Source organism: Anoxybacillus andreesenii, assembly GCF_030813005.1.
GTDB lineage: Bacteria > Bacillota > Bacilli > Bacillales > Cytobacillaceae > Robertmurraya > Robertmurraya andreesenii.
The window spans coordinates 127,266-152,284 of sequence record NZ_JAUSTU010000002.1 but is presented as its reverse complement, the minus strand read 5'-3'; the positions used below and the strand labels follow the sequence as shown (position 1 = coordinate 152,284).

Genomic DNA, 25,019 nt, shown 5'->3' with positions numbered 1-25,019 from the left:
TCCCCAACCATTCCCTAAAGCAAAAAATCTACTCTGCTGATGAAAGAATATTAAAAAGAAACTAATTCCTTGAATCTATTAATCCCCCTTTAATGAATAAATATCATATAACAAAGTGGAGGTGATCCCGTGCCTCGAACTGCTAGAGAAAAAAGCAAAAGTGGTATCTATCATATTGTGTGGAGAGGAGCGAACCGTCAGGAAATTTTTCATGATGAAGAAGACCGATTTAAATATGCGACTATTTTAGAAAAATATAAGAATCGGTCACAATTGATCGTCTATGCATGGTGTCTGATGGGGAATCATGTACACCTTCTTATTAGGGAAGGAAATGAGGAACTTTCAACAACGATGAAAAGAATTGCTGTCAGTTATGCCATGTATTACAACTGGAAATACAAAACAACAGGGCATCTTTTTCAAGATAGATTTAAAAGTGAAAACGTCGAAACTGATACTTATTTACGAACGGTAGTAAGATATATCCACCAAAATCCTGTAAAAGCGGGGATGGTGCATAAGGTTGAGGAGTGGAAGTGGAGCAGTTGTCAGGCCTATTACGATATACAAACCATCTTCAACAACTTGATTGAAAGAAATTTCGTAATAAACATGTTTTCAAAAGTGGAGAGGGTTGCGATAAAGAGATTTAAAGAATTCAATGAAAAGCAGAATAATGATAATTGCTTAGATGACTTTGAGTATATGAGAAGGTTATCAGACGATGAGGCTCGGTCAGAAATTAAGAAGTTTCTTTACGGGGTTGAAATCGCTCATGTTAAAAGCTTACCAAGACTAGAAAGAAATGAGATTCTGAAAAAAGTAAAAACAATTGAAGGTGTGTCACAAAGGCAAGCAGCAAGAATTTTGGGAATATCCGCCAATCTTATTTTTAAAGCTTAGGAGGTTTAATATGATTTCAAAAATAATGAGTATTGGTTTAAAGGGAGTAGAGGGATATCATGTGCAAGTTGAGGTTCAAATACTTGACGGTATAGAGACCTTTCTCATTGTAGGTTTACCAGATACTTCCGTAAAGGAATCAAAAGAACGAGTAACTTCCGCTTTATATTCATTTGGACAGGAATTAATTGATCAAAAAATTGTGGTTAATTTATTGCCATCAGAACAAAAAAAGAATGGTCCAATTTTTGATTTACCGATCGCCATTGGAATACTAAAAAGCAAAGGCGTGATACAATCTAAGATTTCAGCATCTACGTGCTTTATTGGCGCACTTTCCCTTGATGGTACAATTCACCCTTTTGATGGCTTACTTGCAGCAGCACTTGCAGCTAAGAAACTTGGGTTTTCTCTACTGTATATGCCCTATGATGCAAATCTCCCAGATATGAGGATGGATGGAATAGAAATCGTTTATGTCTCATCACTACATGAGGTAGTCAAACATCTTTCAGGGCAGAGCATTCTTCATCTGAGATCCCCCGAAAAGGATGTGGGGAATAGTGAACGTTCCTTTGATAGAGATTTCAGCGATATTATTGGCCATTCTTTTGCCAAGCGGTCTTTTGAAGTAGCATCAGCTGGAGAGCACCATGTATTTATGACAGGACCACCTGGTTGTGGAAAAAGTCTGTTAGCAGAAACCTTCCCTTCTATTTTGCCTCCTCTCTCGAATGAATCCCAACTTGAAAAGATCAGTTTATACCAACTAGCCGGTATGGAAATTGGAGTAATAAATGAACCACCTTTTCGGAGTCCACATCACTCCGCATCAAGTGTGGCTATAATCGGTGGAGGCCAAAATCCAAAGCCTGGAGAAATTTCGTTAGCTCACCGTGGCGTCTTATTCCTTGATGAAATGGCAGAATTCCCAAAGAAAACTCTAGATATGCTGAGACAGCCGATTGAGACAGGAAAAGTAACGATTAGCCGCGCTCGTTCAATTGTCACGTATCCAGCAGCATTTCTGTTGATAGGTGCTATGAATCCATGTCCTTGTGGATACTTAGGCTCTCACACCCATTATTGCACGTGCACTGATAAACAAATTCAATCCTATCAAGGGCGCCTGTCAGGTCCAATTCGCGATCGCTTTGATATTACTCTTTTTCTAAATTCCGTAAAAATGGATGGGAACCTGAATGCTTCAATTGAAACATCGGCCTCCATACGAGAAAGGGTTCAAGCAGCACGGATACGGCAATACGAAAGGTACGGCAGGGAGATTTGTAACGGCCGTGTTTCATATGAGTTATTACTGAAGACATCACCTCCTTCTGACAGGGTGAAACAACTTATGATGCAAATGTCTATGAAAAAACAGTGGAGCAATCGAGTCCAGGTAAAACTCCTTCGTTTGGCAAGAACCATCTCTGACTTAAAAGAAGAGGAGCATTTATCTGAGGAATCTCTCTGGGAAGCCATGTCGATGATTCAGTCTAATGAACATTACCGAAAAGAGAGAAGGAAGCAAATCGTGAGGGAGTAACGAACTAGCTCAGGAGGAAGATTGGGAGAACTATTCAGTTAAATAAAAACGATGAGAGGTTAAAAGGAGAGCTATTTCTATACTAATGATAATCAGCTCTCCTCTTTTTCTTTAATATTTATAATGAAAATCAAAAAAAACCAAGCTATCAACTTTATGGTTGGAAGCGGGAGAACCGTCCCCGTGGAGAATGTAAAAAGTTTTGTGTAATTGGTTATACTTACCAATTAAGGAGATGAGCAATTATGCAAAACAAAACCAATGCATTGGCCAAGGAATTAGCCAAAGACTGTCGTACCGTTGAGGACATTCAGGAAAAGTTAAAGGAGTTATTTAAAGACACTATTCAACAGGTTTTTGAAGCTGAGATGGATGACCATTTGGGATATTCCAAACATAATCAATCAGGGGACCACACTGGAAATAGCCGTAATGGTTACAGTAAGAGAACTGTGAAAACAAAGTTCGGGAAGTCAGAATTGGAAATTCCAAGAGACCGAAATAGCGAGTATGAGCCACAAATTATTAAGAAATATGAAACCACTTCTAACGGATTAGAGGACCAAATTATTGGTCTTTATTCTAAAGGAATGTCCACAAGGGACATTGAAGATCAGATGAAAGATATCTATGGGATTGACGTTTCTCCCACAATGGTCAGTAAGATAACCGATAAGATTATGCCTCTGATTGTAGAATGGCAATCACGTCCATTAGACCGAGTGTATCCGATTGTATTTCTTGATGCCATTCACTTTAAAGTTCGGAAAGAAAACCGCATTGTGACTAAAGCTGCCTATAGTGTTTTGGGGATAAACTTTTTAGGTCATAAAGAAATTCTTGGTATCTGGATTGGGGAAAATGAGAGTGCAAGTTTCTGGTTAGGTGTTTGTAATGACCTGAAGAATAGAGGGGTTCAGGACATCTTAATCGCTTGTAAGGACAATCTTTCAGGCTTTTCAGAGGCCATTAGTTCTGTTTTCCCTCAAACAGAGATTCAGCTTTGTGTGATTCACCAAATTCGCAACTCTATGAAGTATGTATCGTATAAGGAACAGAAGGCTGTCATGGCAGATTTAAAGAAAGTCTATCAAGCACTTACCTTGGAAGAAGCCGAACTTGAGTTTTCCAATTTCAAAGAAAAATGGGGTAAGAAGCATTCTATCATTATCAAATCTTGGGAGGCAAACTGGTTGGAGCTCACAGCCTATTTTAGCTACCCAGCTGAGATTAGGAGATTAATTTATACGACTAACACCATTGAAGGCTATCATAGGCAGCTTAGAAAAGTTACTAAGACAAAAACGGCTTACCCAACGGATGATTCTCTGAAGAAGATGATCTATTTAGCTACCATGGAAATTTCGAAGAAATGGACTATGCCAATAAGAGGATGGAAAGAATGTATATCACAATTAGCAATTATCTTTGAGGACCGTATTAAAGATGAACTGACTTTTTAATGATTGGGTTATCGCCCAATGGGTTTATCGCTTTGGTTCTCCCAAAAAGGAAGCAAAAAAGAGGAACAGAAAGTCCCTCCCTTTTTGGCAGAATCCCATTAGGTGCTCGGGTTGCTCCCCAGCATTGCCCTATCCCCCTAATGGGCAAGAGCCCTGTTCAAAGTATAGCCACAGCTATTGTCTAAAATTCCAATTACACAAAATAATTTATACTCCCTCCCCGTGCTTCACCCGTGCTTAAATTTGCGAAAGAAAAGCCCTGCAGAGATTTCTCTCCACAGAGCTTCCATATGTTGAAAGACATTATGTCTACCAATCCTATAATATTTTAATTAGATGTAGGAATCGTTCTCCACAGCCAATTATTATTTACGAAGTACTACTTCTTCTTAGCAACTGTATATGTTGCACCTTTTACAACATTCTTAGCTGGACTGTTATCGGTGATATCAAGCGCTTGAGTTAAAGCAACTTTAATATCAGTATTATCAGCTAAAGCAGAAGCAGTGATTTCAACTACTGATTTATCAGTTCCTAAAGCAACTGCTTTTACATTGAATCCTTCAACAGTAAATGAAAGTCTTGAAATAGAATTTGCATCAAGAACTTCTGAGTAATTAACAAAGAATGTTGCTTCTTCATCTTTGTCAATTTTTCCATTGCTGTTACTATCTATAAAGCTTACTTGTACATCATAAACTTCATCTGTAATTGGATCACCATCGTGGTTAAATTTCTCAACAACTGCAGCAATTTTATCGGCAGCAGCAACTGCATCAGCATTTTGTTGAACTTTAACTCCAAATGCATTTTCAGAAACAATTGTTGCGTCTGCAGTTTTAACAGCTAATTGTTTAGTACCATCTGTTGTAGCATTAGTTTTTAAATGCTCTTTTAATGTGTAAGTGATAACACCTTTACCATCGACGTTTGCAAATGATACTGATGTAGCAGTTCCTGCTGGTGCATTTTCACCACCAATTTGTAAGACAAAGTCTTTAGCATCGAATTTGCTTAAAGTATCCTCAAGAGTTACTTTAACTGTCTTTGTATCAACTGCTTCTACTTTATTTATTCCAACACTTGCTGCATTTTTCACAGTAACAGTAGTTGTAAAATTAGTTGTAGTGTTACCAGTTACATCTGCAACTTTACCAACTGTAATAGTATTATTATTGCTTATAGTAAGGTCAGTTTCGCTATAATCAATCAATACAGCTTTACCACTATCGGTAATAGTAGCCTTAGCCTTTGTAGTGTTAAGATATGTTCCACCAAATTGATAGTTAGCTAGGTCAAGTACTGAACCAGCACCAGATGTTGCCATTGGCTCTGAGAACAGAATTTTAACAATTTTCTTACCGCCGTATAATACACCATCCGCCTGAACAGTTGGAGCAGTAGTATCTTTTACAGTTACATTTGTAGATGACTTATCAATTTCATTACCAGCTACATCTTTAACTTTTTCAGCGACAAGTGTATACGTACCACCAGGAATAGATTTGCTTAGGTCAATGAGAACAACATGAGCACTAGTTTTTCCGTCTTTCACTTCAAACTTAGGGTCAAGAGTAACACCATCTACCTTCTTACCTTCACTATTTAATAGTGTATAGTTAGCAGCAGTCGTCGCTGAATTAGTAACATCTTCTGAGTAGGTCACTTTAAGTTGGTTATCTTTAGGTGCCTCTAATTTAGCAACTGTTGGCTTTGTAACATCAACAACAACAGTAATGTTTGCTTCATATTTAGCATTCTTGTTATTCCAACCGTCTTTTACAACATCCTTCTCAATTACTAAATGAGCAGTTCCACTTCTTGGCAATGCTTGAGCATCCGCAAAAGTTAGGGTCATTTTCTTTCCATCAATAGTAATATTGGAAGGTTTATTACTTGAGTTAGTATGATAGATTTTTGACTTTAGATTATCAACTGTATCATTTAAAATTATGTCTTCGTTAAATTCTAATACAACTTTGTTTGGAGTAGCTTCAGTAACTTTTGCAACAAAAGGTGCTTCAGTGTCTGCCTTTTGAGTTAACTTTAATGTAGTTTCCGCAATCTTAAAGCCAGCAAGGTCTTTAACATCCTTAACTTTAATGTCATACTCACCGTCTGCTAAAGTGCTATAAAGTTCAACTTGAACCTCATTTAAATTAGTTACAGTTGCTGATTTAATGAAGTATTGTCCATTATTAATACTATAATTAGCTACTGTCTGTGCTGATGTTTCATCAACTGGCTCGTTAAAAACAAGTTTAAACTTATCAGGACCTACTGATACAACTTTATCTAAAGTCGGGGCCACAAAGTCTGAAAACTTAATATCAGTTTTATAATCAGCTACTGTTTTTCCAGCAGTAGTTTTTACATTCTTAATAGAAAGTTCTTTAGTTGCTTGATTATCAACTTTAGTATTTAGAGTTACTAAAACCGATTTACCATCTTCACTCAATTCGATTTTGTCATTTTCACCCAATACGTTCTTATCAAAGGTAAAATTACCCTTTACTACAGTTGCTTTATCAAGAGCTGTATTAAAAGTAACAGTAAATTGCTTAAGGTTAATCGCACTTTCCCCTCGAAAATGATTCCATTAAAAAACGCCCTATCCCAGTCATATCAAGGGGTAAGGCGCTTATTTCAGATATCGAAAGTTCAGGTTAATTGTGTCCTTGTGGTTCTTCTGAACTTTTTTTCTTGTATATTGGATGACCTTATAATTTTTTTCACTTTTCTCGTCCTCCTAGGACAAAGTTTCTTCTCTTCCTTCCAAATAAAGAGAGTAGATGGGTAATTACGGTTGACGAAAATCAATATCTAAATCTCATTACTAATATCTTCTGCAATTTACATATATTCGTCGTAAAGCTCTGTTCGAGAATGATTGTATAATCTTGCATAATAACGGGTTTGTTGAGGTTCTTCATGACCTAATAGAGTTTGAATACATTCCAACGGCATTCCCTTTTGAGCTAAATGGGCTGTAAAAGTGTACCTAATTGTATGTGGTGTAAACTTAAATTCTAAACATTTAGAATATTTACGGAACCTACTTCCAACAGTATTCTTATCAATAGGTCGGTTCTTTAGTACAACACTCAAAAACACATATGGTTGGTTATCCCTCCGTGAATCTAGATACCTTTTTAAGTGTTCTTCACAATTCCTTGTAAAAAGAACAATTCTACCTTTCTTATATTTCCCTTTTGGAATATGGATAATTCGTTCTGACCAATTGATGTCTTCCTTTTTCATGGCACACAATTCACTTATTCGCACCCCTGTTGCATACAAAACCTCTAGGATAGCTCGCTCTTCCAATCTCCCTTGTAAAAGTTCTCTTACCTTGCCTAATTGGTCTAAAGACAAATAATAAGGAAGCTTTTCTTCTATGCGGGGAAATGGGATTGTTTCTGCTGGGTTCTTATGGATATAGCCTTCCTCCAAACAGTACTTGAAAAAAGTTTTTAGGCTTGTTAATTTCCCCCAAACTGTCCATGGTTTATATTTCTTTTTCTTTAAATAACCCAACCAACCGAGGATATCTGATTTGGTAACGGAGTCTATCGATTTCCCCGTGAAATGTAGTAACTGCCTAACGTTAATCAGATAATGTGTTAGTGTATCTTTACCAATCCGAAATTGGTACTCCAAAAGGAATTGATTAAGTATCACATCTGAATTCATTCATCCTCCCTCCCTTACCCCATATATTTTCGATATAAAGCTACGATTTTCTGTTCTGGCAAGCTAGCGTAAATTTGTGTCGTCTTTAGTTGTTTATGCCCTAATTCTTCTCCTATAAACGATAAATCAGCACCCTTGCTTAATAAATCCGTCGCAAAAGTATGGCGCAATCGGTGTGGATGTAAAGTACCAGAAATACCAGAAACCTTTCCAACCTTATTAATTATTTTTTTTAACCAATCTTTTGAGAGACGCCTTGGCTTCCCTACACTTGTAACAAAGAGGGCCAATTCTTTGTCCTTTCGTAAATCTAGGTACTGTTCAAGGAGCAAACAACACTTTACGGAAAAGTGAACCTGACGAAATTTCTTTCCTTTTCCGAATACTATCGCGGTTCGATTCTCTAAATCCACATCTGTTCGATTAAGTTGATGCACTTCCCCTATCCGACAACCAGAAGTGAGTAGGAATTCCACTAAGACTCGGTTTCGGAGGTTTTCCTTTTCGCAATGATTACGAATTTTCGCCACTTCTTCCTTGTTCAAGTATTTGGGTATCGGTTTGGGAAGACGAGGGTACCATCGCATTTTCATTGGCGACTTATCTATATAGCCTTCCTCTACACAAAAACTAAAAAAGGAATTAAGTGTTATTAGATAATTTGTAATGGTCTTTTCTTTGTACTTTTTTTGAGCATGAGAAAGCCATTGTAAAATCTCATCCGAAGTAATGGTCGAAAACAATTCCTTTTTCCCCTTAAAAAACACCTGCAAATTATATCGATAACCATTAATGGTGTCTTTACTATAATTCAGCACATAGATACTTAATAAATACTCGTTGATTCTTTCTTTGTTAATGTTATTAGCTAAGATGATGTCTACTTCCCAATATTTATTTTCCTTTTCCCAATGATACAAAAATGGATTTTTGTCCACATAGCCAGCCTCTAAACAAAAGTTATAAAATGCTCGAAGATGACTGAGCTGACAGTCCGCCGTACTTTTTTTCCTTTCCTTTTGGTGAGCACGAAACCATAATGTAGTTTCTTCGGAAGTAACTGTCGAAAACGAATTGGGCTTGTTTCTAAAAAACAATTGCAAGGAGCTTCGAGCATTACTTAAGATTCTTTTGCTTCTATCTTCATTTTTTAAACTACCTAAAAATTCATTAATCACTTTTTGATTCTCTTTGTTTGGTAGTAGTTCTTTTAATTCCCATTCATATGCATTATCTTCTAGGAAAGGTGATTCTCCTATGCAGCCATTATCCTTACAAAATTTATAAAAGGAACGTAATACAAATATATGAGTCTGAATCGTTACTTCTTTCAGTTCCTTTTGATGTACCATCTTCCAACTCTGGATGTCATCAGATGAAATGGAGATAAAAGATACTTCCTTATTCTTAAAAAAGAATTCAAGAACTCTTCTGTAGCGTATTAGGGTACTCTTACTCCTGTTTTGATTTTTCAATGATAACAAAAACCCGTTTATTACATGTTTATTCTCTTCATAAGCAAAGTCACATTTAACCTCCCATAATCCCTCCATTTTTTCTCGATCCTTTCTATTGATAACGGTCATATTGTTTCTTCCGAGCATGATTCATTAATCGAGTATATATTCGCGTGCTATTTATATTTTCATGACCCAATAATTCTTGAATATAAGTAAAATCCATCCCTTTTTCTGCTAAATGGGCTGCAAACGTATGGCGCATGGTATGCGGCGTTACTCGAAACCCTAAAGTTTCTGTATACTGCCGAAACTTCATTTCTACTAAACAACGGCTTATCGGTTCGCCTTTTTTATTGGGAAAAAGGTATTTGCTTTCTATCTCCCGTTGATTCAGATACGTCTTTAATCGTTCGGCACAATCATATGAAAAAAGAACAAATCGTTCCTTAGTCCCTTTCCCTTTACGAATCCATATTTGACGACTATCCCATTTCACATCTTCTAGCAATATATTTAACAATTCACTAATCCGCACACCAGTTGCATACAACGCTTCCACTATGGCACGATCTCTTGGATTCTCTTTGGTTAATTCTTGAAGTTGAGCTAGCTGACGTTTGTCTAAATAGTATGGTAGGGAATCTTCTTTTTTAGGAGTTTTTACTTTGAGTGTAGGATTCTTTGTTAGATAATTTTCTTCCATTAGGTACTGGTAAAATGACTTGATTGCTGATAATTTGATGTGGATACTTCGCGGCTTTAATCCAGTCTCAGTCATATTGGCTAACCAGTTCCGTATATCTCTTGCCTGAACCTCATTATAATTCTTCTGACATGAAGCAAAGAATTGTTTAAGTGCAATCTTGTAAGCCCGTACGGTTTCTGGGCTGAAGCGAGCTTGTTGATCCCTGAAAAAAGACTGCTGAACTTCCAGATTCATCAATATCACCCCATTATATTTTGGTATTTTAATTTCATATCTTCTGTAGGTATTCGTGCATAAATTCTGGTTGTATTCAAGTCGAAATGGCCCATCTCATCTGCAATAAACTGAAGATCAGCTCCCCGCGCTAACATATTCGTTGCAAAGGTATGTCTACAAACATGAGGGTGAAAACTCTGGCGAAGATTAGCTTTTATCCCCACTTTTTTTAACACTTGTTGGATTCCACCTTTTAGTAGCCGTTGCCCAAATTTATTCATAAAGAACGGTTCAGTAGGCTCGTTATTTCGTGTTTGTAAATACTCCTTCAAAACCAGGGCACACTCTTCGGAAAAATGGACATGACGGATTTTCCCCCCTTTACCAGTCACTTCTGCAGTTCGTTTATTAATATTGACGTCTTCTATATTCAAATTAGAAGCTTCCGAAACCCGGCACCCAGTAGCAAAAAGGAAGAGAAGAAGGGCTCGATTTCGAACAGATAACTGCTCCGCTATCCGCTTAACATGAGCGTACTCATGTTCATCTAAATACTTAGGAAGTGCCTTAGGTATTTTGGGTTTCCATCTCTTCTTCATCACCGTAGTTTCCATATATTCTTCCTTTAGACAAAAACTAAAAAAGGAAGAAAGGGTGGCTAGTACAAGGTCTACTGTTTTTGGTTTTTTATCCACCGAGAATTTATCTAACCATTTTCGTACATCCTCTGAAGAAAGTTCTTCTATAGGAATCTTACATTCTTTCAGGAATCTTTCTAAGAATCTACGATATTTAGTAATGGTTGCAACGGCCTTATTTTCTAGCTTTAAACTCAATAAGTATTCATTTAATATCGTTCTAGATTCATTAGGAATACTTTCATTTGTGCTCTCCCAATATCTATTTAAGACTGACATTTTCCCACCTCCTTAATAATAAATTAATAGTTTTATAGAAATAGTTTTGCCGATTATTCCCTTTTTTAATCATTTTTTACTTACATTTTTTTATAATATGAAAAAGTCTCTCAAAGATTAAATCTTCAAGAGACTTTTTAAGATTATGTATAACAGTTAATGACTATCACTTACCTTTTTGATGCTCAAAGCAATAAACATGACCCTTAAATCTCTTCTCATTGGTCAAACAAAAAGATTGAACATTCTTCGATACATCCTTTCCACAGGTCTTACATTTTGGAATATTAGTAGTAGCTTCTGTTAGCTCCTCGCCTTTCACTATCTTTCTGATTTCCTTAATATGATTTTCCCTTATCGCTTCGTCTGTAATGTTATTTTCATTTAATACCTTACTCATGGATTGAAGCATATCCTCTGTAAAAATAGGAGCGTTTGATTGCAAACGCAAAACATTCTGCTTCCGATTAATAAACTCTGATAACTCTGTATCGTAAACAATTAATTCATTCGATTGAATCTTTCTTAGTTCCGCATCTACTTTAAACGTACATCTTCGAGAAAAGGAGACAATAGAAACTATTTGAGCATCTTCTACATTACTCAATATAGATTGAATCGCTTTACTATGACCAAAGTTCTGATTGAATGGGTTATTCATAGGGAACTTTCCATTAACCGACCACTTAGCTCTATTCCTACTTCCATAGATAGTTCCTGCATAGTTCTTTGTTTCAATAACAAAGATAGCATACGGACTTAGGACAATATGGTCGATCTGGGAGTAACCTGAACTGGATTTCGTATTGGGAAGTACCACATCACTGAAATATCTGCAGTTATTCAGCAACTGATCGAGCTGTATATTGATTTTATATTCTCCTATTTCACCTATTCTATTTGATAGAACCTTGGATTTATCCATTTTAGGTTTTACTTCCTTAGGAGGTAATTTATCTTTGTTATTTTCTTTACTAAACTTGGCAAGCAGTTTAGACAACACAGAACAACACCTTCTATTTATAAGATATACATAAGAGAAACGCTTCTTTCATTCTATCAATGCATTAAAACTATTGGATTATTTATTTATCTGATTACAAGAAGAATGCGACTAACTGTAATTAGCCTTAAATCTTTATCTGGAGTACCTAATAATGCTGCCCTGGATGGAAAGGTGTCAAAATTACCTACTTCAGCAAGTTGCTCAGTTAAGGACTCTAAAATATCATCTTCCTTGTATTTAATATTTTTTGTTTCTTTTTAGACATTATATTCAACTACCTTGATGCACTCGTTACTTCAATAAGAAACGGGTGCCCTAAAATTACCCTTCTAATAACTAATATCTTAATCGTTTACAATTTCCACCTTTTTAGTCCCAACAATCGGTGGCAAGGAATCCTGTTGTTCATCAGCGAACCAAATATTTATTTTTTGACCAACCTCAAGTGTTTGGTAAACCTCTGGTTTTAAATTAACGACATATCCATTTGTATCTCCTTCTTCTAAAAAAACGCTTGCTTTCTCAAATAATTCTTCTAAACTACTCGTAGATATTTCTTCTTGAGAGATATTCTGTATAAAGAGTATTTTATTAGGCTCCATCTTTTTAACTACAAATCCTTTTGTAGGTGGACTATTTTCATGAAAATTATTATTTGAACTTTCATCAGAACACCCCGATACTAGTAACACAAAAGGAAGAATTAGAATAAATAATATTTTTTTATCCATTTTTATACTTCTCCTTATTACTTAGACATTATTTATTTCATTCCGTCAGTTTATCAAATTATCCTGCCCATTCGTATTATAAGGTTAACCAGAATAGAAAATATTTCTGGTTGACCATTTTTTATATGGTTTTATTATAACGGTAGCCGGGGTAAAACGTAACTGCCCGTGGGACCTAGATCCCGTTAGCTAAACAGTTTGCCCCCTACTTGTAGAAACATGATTGAGGCTGGTTGGGACATAGATCTCGTATAACAAGCGAAGCTGTGACACTGCAAGAAGGAGAAGGGGTACCGGCAAATAAGAGATTAGGAGATGATGGAGGATGAATCCAGTCGTTGGTCTGGATATTTCAAAGGGGGAAAGTCAGGTTCAAGCTTTTGTAGATAAAGGCAAACCATTTCGTAAGAGTTTTAAAGTATCTCATACTCTGGAGGGACTTGGTTTACTTGTAGAGTTTTTAGATCAAGTACAGAATGAAACAGGTCAGAAACCTCCTGTGATTTTAGAAGCAACTGGGCACTATCAAACACCAGTAGTCCAATACCTAGATGAACGTGGGTATCTATTAATTATTATTAACCCTTTAATTTCGTATAAGGCGAAGAGTTCAAGTCTAAGAAAAGTAAAGACAGATGCGGTTGATGCATACCTACTCTGTGAATTGTATTATAAAGAGGAATTAGAGCCATATAAAAAGCGAGGAATTCAGTTATTAAACCTTCGTAATCTTACGAGACAACACGAAAATATTACAGGCGTTATGATTCAAACTAAGCTTCAATTTCAGGCTGTACTTGATCAGGTATTTCCTGAATATCGAGGGGTTTTTGGCGATCTGTATTCTGTGGTATCACTCTTATTATTACAAGAGTTTCCGTCATCTGAAGACATATTAAAAGCCAGTGACGAAACAATTGCGAATAAGATTAAGGAATTATGTAAAAGTCGCTCAATCAGATGGGCAAATGAAAAAGCTCTAGAACTTAAAATGGCTGCGGCTCGGAATCCTTTTGAAAAGACAGTCTACCAGAGTCATATATTAAGCTTAGGTATGTATATTAACATTATTCTTCAATACAAAGAGCATCTATCAAAATTAGAGTCAGAGATAGACGCTCTCGCTAAAGAAATTGAAGAATATAATATTATCAAATCCATCCCCGGTATTGGAGAAAAAATCGCTGCCACGATTATTTCTGAAATCGGTGAGATAGATCGATTTAACCATCCTAAAAAGCTTGTAGCTTTCGCTGGTGTTGATCCTAGTGTATTTGAATCTGGTAAATTTAGAGCTACTCAAAACCGTATTACTAAAAGAGGTTCAAGCAGACTTCGGCATGCCTTATATATAGCTGTTCGTTGTGCCATTCGTGATTGTCGAAAACAGAAAACAACGGATGAAATCATCCCGTGTAATAAGAGATTACGTGAGTTTTATGATAAGAAACGCGAAGAAGGAAAACCGTTTAAAGTAGCTGTGATTGCTTGCGTAAATAAGCTCTTACATTGGATTTTCGCCTTATTAAAAAGCAGAACGACTTTCCAAGATATAGAATAATACCTATATCTAACTAAATAAAACAAAACCTTCCAGAAGGTGTATAACGGAAGGTTTATTTGTCATGCGCTTTTTTAGTATATCATTTATGATTTAAATTTTTTATTGAAAATTATTGACAAACTATTAGCTGGTTTAGTTCAATAAATTTAACAAAAATAGCATTAATCTTGGATTAACGCACCCGGCAGTTGAAGAAGAACAGTCTATTTACTATGAAGAAAGGCTGTTCTTCTTATTGAGATCATACAAGGATGAATAAAATTCCGTATATTCTCGGCTTTATTGGCTGATTTTGTTATTGAAGTTTAGCTCGTCGTGTTAGTTTAAGTATCCTTCACAACCTTATATGTTCTTTAGTATTTTTGCAGGGTTTTCAGCTACTATTACATTCGAAGGAACATCTTTCGTTACAATTAAGCCCGCAGCAACTATTGAGTTATCTCCAATTGTAGTCCCAGGTAAGATAACACAAATTCCGCCTATCCAAACATCGTTTCCTATGGCATAGCCACTCTAATTCCTGTCTTTAGGCTCTATTGAATGACCAGCAGCATATAGTCCCACATTCGGACCAATCATACAGTTATCGCCAACTCTTACTTCTGCCATATCTAATATTGTACAATTAAAACCTGTATAGAAATGATCTCCAACGTGAAGGTTGTATCCTAAGTCACAATGGAAATTGTGTTCAATACTCGGACTAAAGCCAACACTTCCAAACAGTTCCTTTATAATAGCCTCTTTACTATTTGAATCTTCAATTGGACAATTTTTAAAATCTTGAGTCAGTTTTTGTGCACGTATGCTCTTCATCCGTAGCTCATCTGTACTTCGTTCATAAAAGATTTTCTCTTTATCTCGCATAGACTCACTCCTTCATCAGCTATATATAAAAGACTATATTTTTTATCCTTGCTAGTTGTTCCATTAAGCTGCCCCATAGTTCAATAACTTCAACAAAAAGGGTACTTCTCCTTCTTAAAGGCCAGCAATACATTCATTCACAAACTAATATTAATGTTAGCTTATATTCTTGGTAATCAAAATTCATTAGCCTAGACTTCTTGAGTTTTCTTTTTAAAGACAATTATTGAGATAACCATGATTATAACCGCATAACTAATTACCCACCAAAGATGTGGAAACATGTTTGTAAAATGTCCATTCAAAACAGCTTTACCGACTTCAACCGAATGGACAAATGGCAGTACATTAGCGATGTCCATAAAAATTCCTCCTACTAACTCTAAATCAAACCAAACTCCTGATAACCATGCCGAAACATTAGTAAGGAGAGCACCACAAATTCCTACTGCGGCCTTTTCGGTAAACAACGTTCCACAGATCAGACCAATGCCAATATAAACAAACGCCATAGGTATCATTATAATAATTACCGCAAAAATTGTAATGGTAAAATCAAGCCCTAGAAATAATGCTGCTAACAGGCAAAACGCTACTTGTATAACTGACATTGTAATCAGAGGTAACATATATCCTAAAATAAAATTATGAGCCGTCATCGGTGTTGTAAATAATCTAGTTAAAAAAGAACTAGCACGATCTTTTGCTAATACTTGAGCCGCAAACAATGCCATAAAGGAAAGGCCAAACACGGCAATACCTGGAGCTAATGAGGAAATATTAAATAAGTCCGCAGGGATACTGCTGTTAATCGCTGATAGGAGTACTAGTAAAATGAGAGGAAATGCCAGACCAAAAAACAACGAAATCGGATCCCTAATGATCTCCTTCATTACTCGATCAGCAAAAACAATGGTTTTCATACGAGCTCCTCCTTTGTAACAATTTTCACAAAGGTATCCTCGAAGTTTTCAGTGTTTGTCATAAACATCAGTTCTTCGACTGTCCCGATTGCCTTTACTTGTCCATCTCTCATGACACAAATACGATCACATAAAGCTTCTGCTTCTTCTAAATAGTGAGTTGTTAATACAATGGTTGTTTTTTCTTTTAATTTTTCAATTAGAGCCCATAATTCCCGCCGTCCTAAAATATCCAAGCCTAATGTAGGCTCATCTAAAAACAAAATTTCAGGTTCTGAAATGAGGGCAAGGGCAATGCTGAGTTTCCGTTGCCAACCACCAGACAACTTTTTACTTTTTTGATTTTCATAGGGCCGTAATGAAAAATTAGCAATCATATTTGCAGTTTTTTCTTTTACCTCTTTTTTTGTGTATCCATGAATGCCAGCCATTAATTCCAAGTTTTCACGAACTGTTAAATTAGGTGCAATCGCCGTTTCTTGCGGGGAGACTGCGATTATTTCCTTGACTTGTTCTTGATTTTTTTTAATATCATATCCTAGTATAGAGGCTTGACCGTTTGTAGGAGATATTAAGCAACACAGCATTTTGATTAATGTTGTTTTCCCTGCTCCGTTTACACCTAATAAACCAAACAACTCCCCCTTTTTGATGGAAAATGATACTTCATCAACCACTGTTTTTTCATTGTATTTTTTCGTTAAGTGATTCATCGAAATTGCATAATCCATCATTCATCCTCCTTATGAAACGGAGTTTGTACAAGATTTAAAAATGCATACATCATCTTTTCTGGTACAATTGCAAGACCTCGATCTTCATCTCCTAAAATAACAAGAGCGTCCCCTGGTTTTATTTGAAATACATCACGTGCCTTTTTAGGAACAACGATTTGCCCACGGTCTCCTATTTTAGCAACTCCAAAAAAGTACTTTCCCTTCGGTGGTATAATCAAGTTCGTATCCTCTCCGTCAAAATTCACTAAATTATCAAGAGAAACGTTATACAATTTGGCTAACGCCTGAGAATGCCCTAAATCAGGTGTTGATTCACCCTTTTCCCATTTTGCAACCACCTGTCTTGACACATTAATCCTGAGAGCAACCTCTTCTTGTGTTAATTTATGATGCAATCGTAGTTTCTTCAAATTCGTATTTATCATATTTTTCATACCTCCTATATTTAGTATGTACCGTTATTAAAATTTTTTCTACCAACAATCATTTACACCAATGTTGCTATTCGTGTCATATCAGATAAAATCTAAAGCCGAAATGAAGAAAGGTAAAAATAGGAGAAGTACTTGAGAAGTCTCGCTGCTTTGGTACTCCATATAAAAGAAAAACCCCTAAAAAGGGGCGATAGCTCTCAAATTCCTGCATGACATTTATTCATAAATAAATCTATAGTTTGTATGAATGTATCTAAATTAGGTTCAAAAATATTATGATCCGATTCATCGAATACGACTAAGTTTGCTTGGGGCATTTTCTCTAAATATTGTTCACCGGCTTCTAACGATAACGCTGCTCCAGGTTTTCCAGCACGAATAATAAGGACGGGGCATTCAATCGATGATAAATCATCCCAAAATATTACCTGAGCTGACTCTTTTTGTATTCCATATAATGCTGTATGACTCATTCTTTGGGATAGAGGTTTTCCCCTCCAAGGCGGTAAAGATGAGAAAAACTCAACCCACCCTTGTGGGAGTTGTGTATGAATAGCAGGATAGTCACCAATGATTAATCCTTTAACTAAGTTTTTGTTTTGTAGCGAGTATTTAAGTACATATGAAACGCTTCTAGAGTAGCCGAATAAAATAAAGTCTTTTAGCTCCAGATGTTTAACAACAGCTTCTATATCACTGATATGATCATCCAAACTATATCCAGTTTCTGGAGTGGCGCTTTTGCCACGCCCCCTAAGTGTGATAATGATACAGTGTCTAGGGGAAAGATTTTCAATTACAGAAATATAATCTTCTGCCGATTCCGAAAGTCCAGGAATAATTACCAAAGGAGTCTCCTCCTTTAAATTTGCATTTGTTTCCACAAAGTGTATGTTAATACCATTATTATCAACCCAACTATCGTTATAAATCATTTGGTCATTCCCACCTTTTTTATAAAGTAATGGATTTTTAATTTAGTTTGAGCAAAGTGTGCAGTTTATGAAATTGAATCTTCTATTATCCTAATGCGTGAAAAGGGAGAAATGCATGAACACCTTTGCAAACATTAACAATTTGAGTTATTCGCAGGTCAACGACCAGCGAAGCGTATGCATACGCCTCAGTTCGTGAGATCTTATATAAAGCTGACATTAAATCTAGCATCTCACTTAAAGCTATCCACATTGCTTCTTCAAGATTTTCATGAAACCCCATTGTTAGCCACCCAGTATTTGTTTTTGCTCTTGGCATTTTAATCTGAATGTCATCTCTTACTGTAAACGTTATATTTACTTTTTCCATAGGACATTCTAATGCAGGCCCGCTAACTTCTCCATCTCCCTGCACAGCATGCCCATCTCCGGTAGAAAACAGCCCGCCCTCTACCTCAATCGGTAAATATAATGTACTCCCTGCTTGTAACTCCTTACAGTCAATATTCCCTCCCGTCCTTCTAGGTGAAATAGTTGTATGTTGTCCTGGTATAAAGGGTGGCATCCCCATAATTCCCATGAAAGGATTTAACTTTACAGTGAAATCAAAATTTCCAAATTGACTTTTTCCAATCATTTGATTGGTATCTAATTCAAAATCTAGCATCACTTCTTTTTCTTCGATCATTTCCAATTTCTCATTCCAGTAACTAGGAAATCCCCCTGCTGAAGTCCATCCCCATGAGCTAGGTATAATTTCATTAATCTTAATCTCTAAAGTTTGACCTGGCTTTGCATCCCTAATGTAAACAGGACCGACTAATGAATGGCCAAATTGTTTTGGCATCCGGGAAGATTGAACATCATTGAATCTTGTTCTTGGTTCCCCTAATGCTTTCCGCTTCTCGACACCCCATGCACTGTCTAGTGTTTGAAAATGAACTGTATCCCCTGAATCTATTTCTAATGCGGGTTCTAAATCTTTACTGAAGAAACCATGGAGTGACTTTGAACTCGGGTTTAATCGATGGATTTTTGACATATGTGAAGACCTACTTTCAAATCCTAGGATTGTAAATTCCCAATAAACTCTAATTCTGATACATTTTTAGAATCAACGGCACCGTTCATAATTTCTTTCACATCATTCAAAGTATCTTGAAGACTAACCGCTTTGCCTGGATTCATTGTAAAGGACTCGGCAATATAAAAAGGCTGAGTTAAATACGCTTCAAGTCTCTCGCCTCTTCGATACGTTTGTAACTCAGAAGTCGGAATCTTTTCAATCCCGCTAACATTCACTAATGAACGGAGTTCCCGATAACGTCGAAGAATTTTTAGAGCTTTTTGTTGAATTACAAAGTGTTCCTGATCTAAATGAGCTCCTTCGAGAATCGATGATGTTGAACTTAAAGGATTAACGGCTGGATAGCGATGTCTTGCAACAAGGTCAGCATCGAATTGCCATAATGTTTCAAGTGGTCCATAAGGTAAATCTTCATCAACAACTTCACCTGTCAAATCAACGAGGAAAGTTGTAACAGAATGAATTCCAATCCCATGAAGATTCTCCTGTAGTTGTTGGATGCCACCTGTAATCACATGGGTTCTGTCTGCAACAAATATAATATCTTGCTCCCCGCCAATATTCGCAATCTTGTCATATGTTTCTTCAATTGTCTTTGTAATAATTTCTGCATTTTCAGTGACATCACTTAATCCTCGGTGTTCACCTTCAGGCATTAAAAAGATTGTTTTATATGCTTGATTCTTTAACCGATAAAGTAATTCTGCTAATAAAACGAGCTGCCCCATTCCTGGGCGAGCAACCAAACCTACAGTACCTCCTTTTGCTAATGGAGCAAATAAATCTAAAGTTTTAATTTGGGTTTCTATCATTTCGGTTTTCTCAACTTTGATAATCAAATCATCTAATCTGCAATCGGCTAATGATGCCAGTGCAACTAAGGTTCGAACTTCCGCTCTACCAACAGGTATTTTTCCAGTGCATAGATTAGAAACGGTAGCTGGTCGCAAGCCAACTAGCCTGGCTGCACTTGTTAGATTCGGTACTTTCCTACGTAATAAACTTACATTTAGTTTTAAGTCATCTATTTTTTCCATAACTTACCTCCCTTACTTTATATAGTAAAATAAATAACGTTATAAAGCAACCATTTAATTACTCTTGAATATAACTTTACATACTTTCTGAGGTAAACAAATGAGATGCTAGTCATTCTTAGGGAAGAGGTACATTAATCTAAGGATAGAAATAGAGGTAAATAATTTTATCGTTGAAATTATTGTGCTTATTGAGGGCCTTAGCTTATCAAGCAGCCAAATTAAAAAGTCTGTTCCTTAGCAGGAGTTCGACTTTTTTAGTTGAAGTTTGCTTAGCTTACTATATCTGATTTTTGTCGGCAGGTCCCCTTAACCTGAGACAATATTTTTAAGTGTAAACCTTCACATTATCCACTTTAGATAATATTGTTATTCCACATTCTGGCCCAATTGTTGAACACAAGTTTTACATCGACCTTAAACAAACTGCCCCTTTGCTTCAATAAGAAAAGGCTATTCTCGTTAATGAAGAATGTCCTCCGTTAATATAGGTGCACTCACCTTACGTAAAGAAGGAAAAAGCGAAACTTCGGTGTTGAAATATGGCCCCCATTAGTTCAATAAAAGTTTCAATTAATGAATAACTAATTCATTTGAGGAATAATAACCCCATCTTCAAAGGAGGTATCCCATGATTAAAAAGTTAGTCTTTGGAGCTTGAAGCTTTTTATTCTAATCCCTTATCTCAACATCGCTAAACGCAGAAGCATTAACCTTTTGAGAAGTTGCCAATAATTCAAACATCTAACCAGTGTTCTGTTCAAGTTGGAAAAGCGAAAAGGGAAAGGATTTAGTCAAACCAGCCAAAGGAAAATTTAATAACTACTCATTAAAAGTTGATAAGATTGGAACAAATGTAGATCTGTCTATATTAATTTGTATAGAGATGAACCTAATTCCATAACGAAATACGCTTTGCACAGTTGTCCTCATGGAATGGATGGCAATGAAAATAGATATGAATAAGGCTGTTGTTTTAGCAAAAGATATGAACAAGGGTGCATTTTATAAACATAGCAGCTTTCTTTTAGCTGAAAAAGCCACAGAATTAGAAGTTGAAATTATCTGGACCGAAAAAAACAATGGCAGACCTTTCGTTCACCGATAATTAATGCCATTTGTAAAACAGTCGATTTAAGAAATCGGCTGCTTTTATTTTTGTTTTAACTCCCTGCTTGTTAAACAAAACCTGCCCCGTTCGTATTATAAGGTTAACCAGAATAGAAAATATTTCTGGTTGACCATTTTTTATATGGTTTTATTATAACGGTAGCCGGGGTAAAACGTAACTGCCCGTGGGACCTAGATCCCGTTAGCTAAACAGTTTGCCCCCTACTTGTAGAAACATGATTGAGGCTGGTTGGGACATAGATCTCGTATAACAAGCGAAGCTGTGACACTGCAAGAAGGAGAAGGGGTACCGGCAAATAAGAGATTAGGAGATGATGGAGGATGAATCCAGTCGTTGGTCTGGATATTTCAAAGGGGGAAAGTCAGGTTCAAGCTTTTGTAGATAAAGGCAAACCATTTCGTAAGAGTTTTAAAGTATCTCATACTCTGGAGGGACTTGGTTTACTTGTAGAGTTTTTAGATCAAGTACAGAATGAAACAGGTCAGAAACCTCCTGTGATTTTAGAAGCAACTGGGCACTATCAAACACCAGTAGTCCAATACCTAGATGAACGTGGGTATCTATTAATTATTATTAACCCTTTAATTTCGTATAAGGCGAAGAGTTCAAGTCTAAGAAAAGTAAAGACAGATGCGGTTGATGCATACCTACTCTGTGAATTGTATTATAAAGAGGAATTAGAGCCATATAAAAAGCGAGGAATTCAGTTATTAAACCTTCGTAATCTTACGAGACAACACGAAAATATTACAGGCGTTATGATTCAAACTAAGCTTCAATTTCAGGCTGGGGGAAGCAAGGGGACGGTTCTCCTGCTTCCTACAACCAGCTTTGATTGGTAGACGTACAGGCTTTCAAATTGGGTATCTTGACGGAGTGAGATTTCCGTGGTTTTTTTAAGCCTATAAAAAATATTGACCAATTATTCAAAGTTGGCAATTAAATATGTTTTGAATAGGATATGATAGAATCGGATCTTTGGTTATCTCAACATTAACCCGTTACACACGTAAGGCTCCTTCTTGTAAACATCCATGAAGAAAATTCTACTTTTAATCAGATTTACTGAGCATTTCCCTTTGACAGTAATTCATCAACTTGATGAAATGGCAGAATCCCCAAAGAAACACTAGATATGCTGAGACAGCCGATTGAGACAGGAAAAGTAACTATAAGCCGCGCCCGTTCAATTGTCACGTATCCAGCGGCATTTCTGTTGATAGGTGCTATGAATCCATGTCCTTGTGGATATAGGCTCTCATACCCATTATTGCACGTGCACTGATAATCAAATTCAATCCCATCAAGGGCGCCTTTCAGGTCCAATTCGCGATCGTTTTGTTATTATCCTTTTTCAAAATTCCTTAAAATGGATGGAAACCTAAATGCTTCAATTGAAAACATCAGCCTCCATACGAGAAAGGGTTCAAGCGGTACGGATACGGCAATACGAAAGGTACGGCAGGGAGATTTGTAACGGCCGTGTTTCATATGAGTTATTACTGAAGACATCACCTCCTTCTGACAAGACGAAAACAACTTATGATGCAAATATCTATGAAGAAGCAGGAGAACCGTCCCCGTGCTTAAAAACATAATTAAAGGTAATAATTGTTGAGGAGGCAATATTAGAATATAATAAGAGTAATAATACTGTTCGGAGTGAGATAAATGCTAATAAAAAATACCCGGTTTAATATCGTATATCCAAGAATTAGTAATTTAAGGAGAAAAGCATTCGATATTGAAGACCTCCTAAAAGACTACTTTCACCAGGTTACATTAATCCCAGTACCTGACGATGCTCCTGAAGAAATCCCACGCATATCAACAACTTCCCATAATGGGCATTCTCAATTAAACATATCATTATCGAATACCCAATTAATAACCAATTATGATGATACTTTTCAAGGTAAGTGGGAAAATTGCTTAACATATGTGGAGGATAGGGTAAATACTCTATACAATGTTCTTGGTAATTACGCTAATGAAGGTTACTTTTTTTCTGGATTGACGACGGAAATTGTATTTGAAACTCTAACGGATAAGGAACCGATTAAAGACCCTATTAATTTGATAAAGAGCAAATTTATCAACATTGATACAAACACCAATCCACATGACATAGAACAAAAAATAACGTTTGTAATTGAAGAGGAATACTATGTTAATATTACATTCAAAAATTTGAGAGTGTATGAGGGATTAAATATTCAAAGCCCTGGAATGTTAAGAAATGAAAAGGCGCATTATCTCGTTTGTGTCTTAGATATTAATGATCGTTATGGATTTAACTATAAAGATGCGTATACGTCAAATATTGAAAATGCTATGAAAGTTATTAATATCACACGCTCTATATTAGATAATAAATTGCATAAAATGATTTTAGAGGGGGTTTTTGATTTATGACTACCGAAGCTTTAATACAAAAAAACCATTCCCCAAAGATTATAGCAAGTGTGGGTGCACTTTTTGCTTTTGGTTCCATTTCTATGAATGCATATAGCTCTAGTATGATTGGTAACTCTCCAATTATTGAGCATATTTTTTATGAAGAGCAAACGAATACACCTGAAATATCAACTATGGGAGCAAGGTTTGATCGTATAGAAGAGGTGAGAGAATTGTTCCCAGTTATAAGGGATTTTAGTGAAGAGGAACTTTTAATCTACAATAAATCTTTAGATAGTTTATTTGAAAAAACAGGAGTAAACATATTTGAGCTATGATGAGTGAATTTATTGACTTTGTAACAGAATTATTTCCTTCTATCCGCCCTTATACGAAAGAACAAGTTAAAGCTTCTATTCAACAGTTTGATAGGAGTGGGGTGCAAAGAAATTTTTCAATGCACTCAGCTTTACCATATCTAGCTCAGGGAGATATTTTTGGTGATGCCATTCCATTTTTTAAACAAGATAAAGATGGGAATCTCTCTGTTTTAAGAACTAAAGCAATATTACTTTCAAATACTTGTGATTCCGAGAGAGATGATGTTTTGATTTTCGCACCATTAATTCCAATAAAAGATTTAAAATTGGATGAACATGCGATAAAGAGTAATCAGATTTATAGATTGTTATATTTTCCTGATCCTATAATTTCGAATTATGTTGTTGATTTCAGCCTTCTAAATTCTTTTTCAAGGCAATTGTTTGAAGAACAATTAAAACAAGGTAATTTTAAGAAAACATTATCACTAAATGACTTAGGTTATTATTTATTTTTATGTAAATTAACTATACATCTTATGAGACCTGAAGATGGTGAAGTACAAAAGACAAGATCTGCCTAACTACTGTAGTCGTAAAATTATGATACTTTACAATTTCATAAACCTATTTTTAGGGCACTCAGTACAAAGAATATTGAAGTCTGAGTATTCCGATATACACCCTCCGGTATAATTTCGAATACACAAAAATGTGTGAGAAATTGTACTGGATTTTTTTACTCAAGAAAAGTGGATTTTCAACTGTAAGCGCCCAACCAAACAACGCCTATAAACACGCAACGCCTCCTGTTACTATGAATGTAAATTTAAGGGAGGTGCCTTTGCGTGTGTCAAAACAAAAACTAACCATTGTCCCGTAACGTTACATTCCAAAAACGAAAATATTTCCTCATTTAATCCAGTAGGGATTTCCTCA

24 protein-coding genes and 2 pseudogenes are annotated in these 25,019 nt (G+C 36.0%); 11 read left to right on the top strand and 15 right to left on the bottom strand.

Translation table 11 applies throughout. The annotated features are described in order from the left end of the window. Window positions 1-129 precede the first annotated feature (129 nt). The 3 genes from J2S07_RS02735 (at window position 130) to J2S07_RS02725 (ending at window position 3,918) form a co-directional block, all read left to right on the top strand. Window positions 130-906: a transposase gene (locus J2S07_RS02735; protein ID WP_307148865.1), complete on the top strand. Its 777-nt coding sequence runs from the start codon at window positions 130-132 to the stop codon at window positions 904-906. 10 nt (window positions 907-916) lie between these two features. Beyond that, on the top strand, window positions 917-2,455 hold the full coding sequence (locus J2S07_RS02730) for a YifB family Mg chelatase-like AAA ATPase (protein WP_307148864.1): 1,539 nt from the start codon (window positions 917-919) through the stop codon (window positions 2,453-2,455). 245 nt (window positions 2,456-2,700) lie between these two features. Then, entirely contained in the window at window positions 2,701-3,918 is a 1,218-nt protein-coding gene (locus J2S07_RS02725) for an IS256 family transposase (protein ID WP_307148863.1), read from the top strand. Between the two features lie 379 nt (window positions 3,919-4,297). On the opposite strand, the gene J2S07_RS02720 is transcribed toward J2S07_RS02725, so the two are convergent. The 7 genes from J2S07_RS02720 to J2S07_RS02690 all read right to left on the bottom strand — a co-directional run bounded on the left by J2S07_RS02720 (window position 4,298) and on the right by J2S07_RS02690 (window position 12,647). Then, window positions 4,298-6,400: a hypothetical protein gene (locus tag J2S07_RS02720; protein ID WP_307148862.1), complete on the bottom strand. Its 2,103-nt coding sequence runs from the start codon at window positions 6,398-6,400 to the stop codon at window positions 4,298-4,300. 371 nt (window positions 6,401-6,771) lie between these two features. Next, window positions 6,772-7,611 (bottom strand): tyrosine-type recombinase/integrase, encoded by an 840-nt coding sequence (locus tag J2S07_RS02715; protein ID WP_307148861.1) that lies wholly within the window; start codon window positions 7,609-7,611, stop codon window positions 6,772-6,774. Between the two features lie 14 nt (window positions 7,612-7,625). Further along, on the bottom strand, window positions 7,626-9,197 hold the full coding sequence (locus J2S07_RS02710) for a tyrosine-type recombinase/integrase (protein ID WP_307148860.1): 1,572 nt from the start codon (window positions 9,195-9,197) through the stop codon (window positions 7,626-7,628). After that, the gene (gene xerA, locus J2S07_RS02705; protein ID WP_307148859.1) at window positions 9,181-10,011 is read right to left on the bottom strand and encodes a site-specific tyrosine recombinase/integron integrase; all 831 of its coding nucleotides are present in this window, start codon (window positions 10,009-10,011) and stop codon (window positions 9,181-9,183) included. Before xerA ends, J2S07_RS02710 begins: the two co-directional genes overlap by 17 nt. 5 nt (window positions 10,012-10,016) lie before the next feature. Then, window positions 10,017-10,910, bottom strand: coding sequence for a tyrosine-type recombinase/integrase (locus J2S07_RS02700; RefSeq protein WP_307148858.1), 894 nt, complete (start codon window positions 10,908-10,910; stop codon window positions 10,017-10,019). 166 nt (window positions 10,911-11,076) lie between these two features. Next, complete coding sequence (locus J2S07_RS02695) at window positions 11,077-11,835, bottom strand: nuclease-related domain-containing protein (RefSeq protein ID WP_307148857.1); 759 nt, start codon at window positions 11,833-11,835, stop codon at window positions 11,077-11,079. Window positions 11,836-12,260: 425 nt separating this feature from the next. After that, window positions 12,261-12,647, bottom strand: coding sequence for a DUF3221 domain-containing protein (locus tag J2S07_RS02690; protein ID WP_307148856.1), 387 nt, complete (start codon window positions 12,645-12,647; stop codon window positions 12,261-12,263). Window positions 12,648-12,972: 325 nt separating this feature from the next. Between J2S07_RS02690 and J2S07_RS02685 the strand changes: the two genes are divergently transcribed. Then, window positions 12,973-14,208, top strand: a complete 1,236-nt coding sequence (locus J2S07_RS02685; RefSeq protein ID WP_307148855.1) for an IS110 family RNA-guided transposase — start codon at window positions 12,973-12,975, stop codon at window positions 14,206-14,208. Between the two features lie 345 nt (window positions 14,209-14,553). On the opposite strand, the gene J2S07_RS02680 is transcribed toward J2S07_RS02685, so the two are convergent. From J2S07_RS02680 to J2S07_RS02645, 8 genes are all read right to left on the bottom strand, one after another. Continuing rightward, window positions 14,554-14,712 carry a DapH/DapD/GlmU-related protein gene (locus J2S07_RS02680; RefSeq protein ID WP_307149042.1) on the bottom strand — a complete coding sequence of 53 codons (159 nt, stop codon included), beginning with the start codon at window positions 14,710-14,712 and terminating at the stop codon, window positions 14,554-14,556. A gap of 12 nt (window positions 14,713-14,724) precedes the next feature. Beyond that, window positions 14,725-15,078: a maltose acetyltransferase domain-containing protein gene (locus J2S07_RS02675; protein WP_307148854.1), complete on the bottom strand. Its 354-nt coding sequence runs from the start codon at window positions 15,076-15,078 to the stop codon at window positions 14,725-14,727. Window positions 15,079-15,269: 191 nt separating this feature from the next. Beyond that, a complete protein-coding gene (locus J2S07_RS02670) occupies window positions 15,270-16,001 on the bottom strand; it encodes an ABC transporter permease (protein ID WP_307148853.1) in 732 nt (243 codons plus the stop codon). Further along, window positions 15,998-16,732 carry an ABC transporter ATP-binding protein gene (locus J2S07_RS02665; protein ID WP_307148852.1) on the bottom strand — a complete coding sequence of 245 codons (735 nt, stop codon included), beginning with the start codon at window positions 16,730-16,732 and terminating at the stop codon, window positions 15,998-16,000. Before J2S07_RS02665 ends, J2S07_RS02670 begins: the two co-directional genes overlap by 4 nt. Beyond that, window positions 16,732-17,163, bottom strand: coding sequence for a helix-turn-helix domain-containing protein (locus J2S07_RS02660; RefSeq protein WP_307148851.1), 432 nt, complete (start codon window positions 17,161-17,163; stop codon window positions 16,732-16,734). The genes J2S07_RS02665 and J2S07_RS02660 overlap by 1 nt, the downstream gene beginning before the upstream one ends. A 206-nt stretch (window positions 17,164-17,369) precedes the next feature. Continuing rightward, the gene (locus J2S07_RS02655; RefSeq protein WP_307148850.1) at window positions 17,370-18,107 is read right to left on the bottom strand and encodes an alpha/beta fold hydrolase; all 738 of its coding nucleotides are present in this window, start codon (window positions 18,105-18,107) and stop codon (window positions 17,370-17,372) included. A gap of 85 nt (window positions 18,108-18,192) precedes the next feature. Continuing rightward, the gene (locus J2S07_RS02650) at window positions 18,193-19,149 is read right to left on the bottom strand and encodes an acetamidase/formamidase family protein (protein ID WP_307148849.1); all 957 of its coding nucleotides are present in this window, start codon (window positions 19,147-19,149) and stop codon (window positions 18,193-18,195) included. 23 nt (window positions 19,150-19,172) lie between these two features. Next, the gene (locus J2S07_RS02645; protein ID WP_307149041.1) at window positions 19,173-20,222 is read right to left on the bottom strand and encodes a helix-turn-helix domain-containing protein; all 1,050 of its coding nucleotides are present in this window, start codon (window positions 20,220-20,222) and stop codon (window positions 19,173-19,175) included. Window positions 20,223-21,177: 955 nt separating this feature from the next. Between J2S07_RS02645 and J2S07_RS02640 the strand changes: the two genes are divergently transcribed. The 7 genes and pseudogenes from J2S07_RS02640 to J2S07_RS02615 all read left to right on the top strand — a co-directional run bounded on the left by J2S07_RS02640 (window position 21,178) and on the right by J2S07_RS02615 (window position 24,664). After that, window positions 21,178-21,339 carry a YozF family protein gene (locus tag J2S07_RS02640; RefSeq protein ID WP_307148848.1) on the top strand — a complete coding sequence of 54 codons (162 nt, stop codon included), beginning with the start codon at window positions 21,178-21,180 and terminating at the stop codon, window positions 21,337-21,339. 344 nt (window positions 21,340-21,683) lie between these two features. Beyond that, window positions 21,684-22,151 (top strand): annotated as a pseudogene (locus J2S07_RS02635) (IS110 family transposase); the annotation flags it as partial. A gap of 347 nt (window positions 22,152-22,498) precedes the next feature. Next, a pseudogene (locus J2S07_RS21895) lies at window positions 22,499-22,748 on the top strand (ATP-binding protein). Continuing rightward, window positions 22,749-22,961: a magnesium chelatase subunit ChlI family protein gene (locus J2S07_RS02630; RefSeq protein ID WP_307148847.1), complete on the top strand. Its 213-nt coding sequence runs from the start codon at window positions 22,749-22,751 to the stop codon at window positions 22,959-22,961. Window positions 22,962-23,034: 73 nt separating this feature from the next. Beyond that, window positions 23,035-23,778: a hypothetical protein gene (locus J2S07_RS02625; protein WP_307148846.1), complete on the top strand. Its 744-nt coding sequence runs from the start codon at window positions 23,035-23,037 to the stop codon at window positions 23,776-23,778. Continuing rightward, a complete protein-coding gene (locus tag J2S07_RS02620) occupies window positions 23,775-24,098 on the top strand; it encodes a hypothetical protein (protein WP_307148845.1) in 324 nt (107 codons plus the stop codon). The genes J2S07_RS02625 and J2S07_RS02620 overlap by 4 nt, the downstream gene beginning before the upstream one ends. Then, window positions 24,098-24,664, top strand: a complete 567-nt coding sequence (locus tag J2S07_RS02615) for a hypothetical protein (protein WP_307148844.1) — start codon at window positions 24,098-24,100, stop codon at window positions 24,662-24,664. Before J2S07_RS02620 ends, J2S07_RS02615 begins: the two co-directional genes overlap by 1 nt. Window positions 24,665-25,019: the final 355 nt, after the last annotated feature.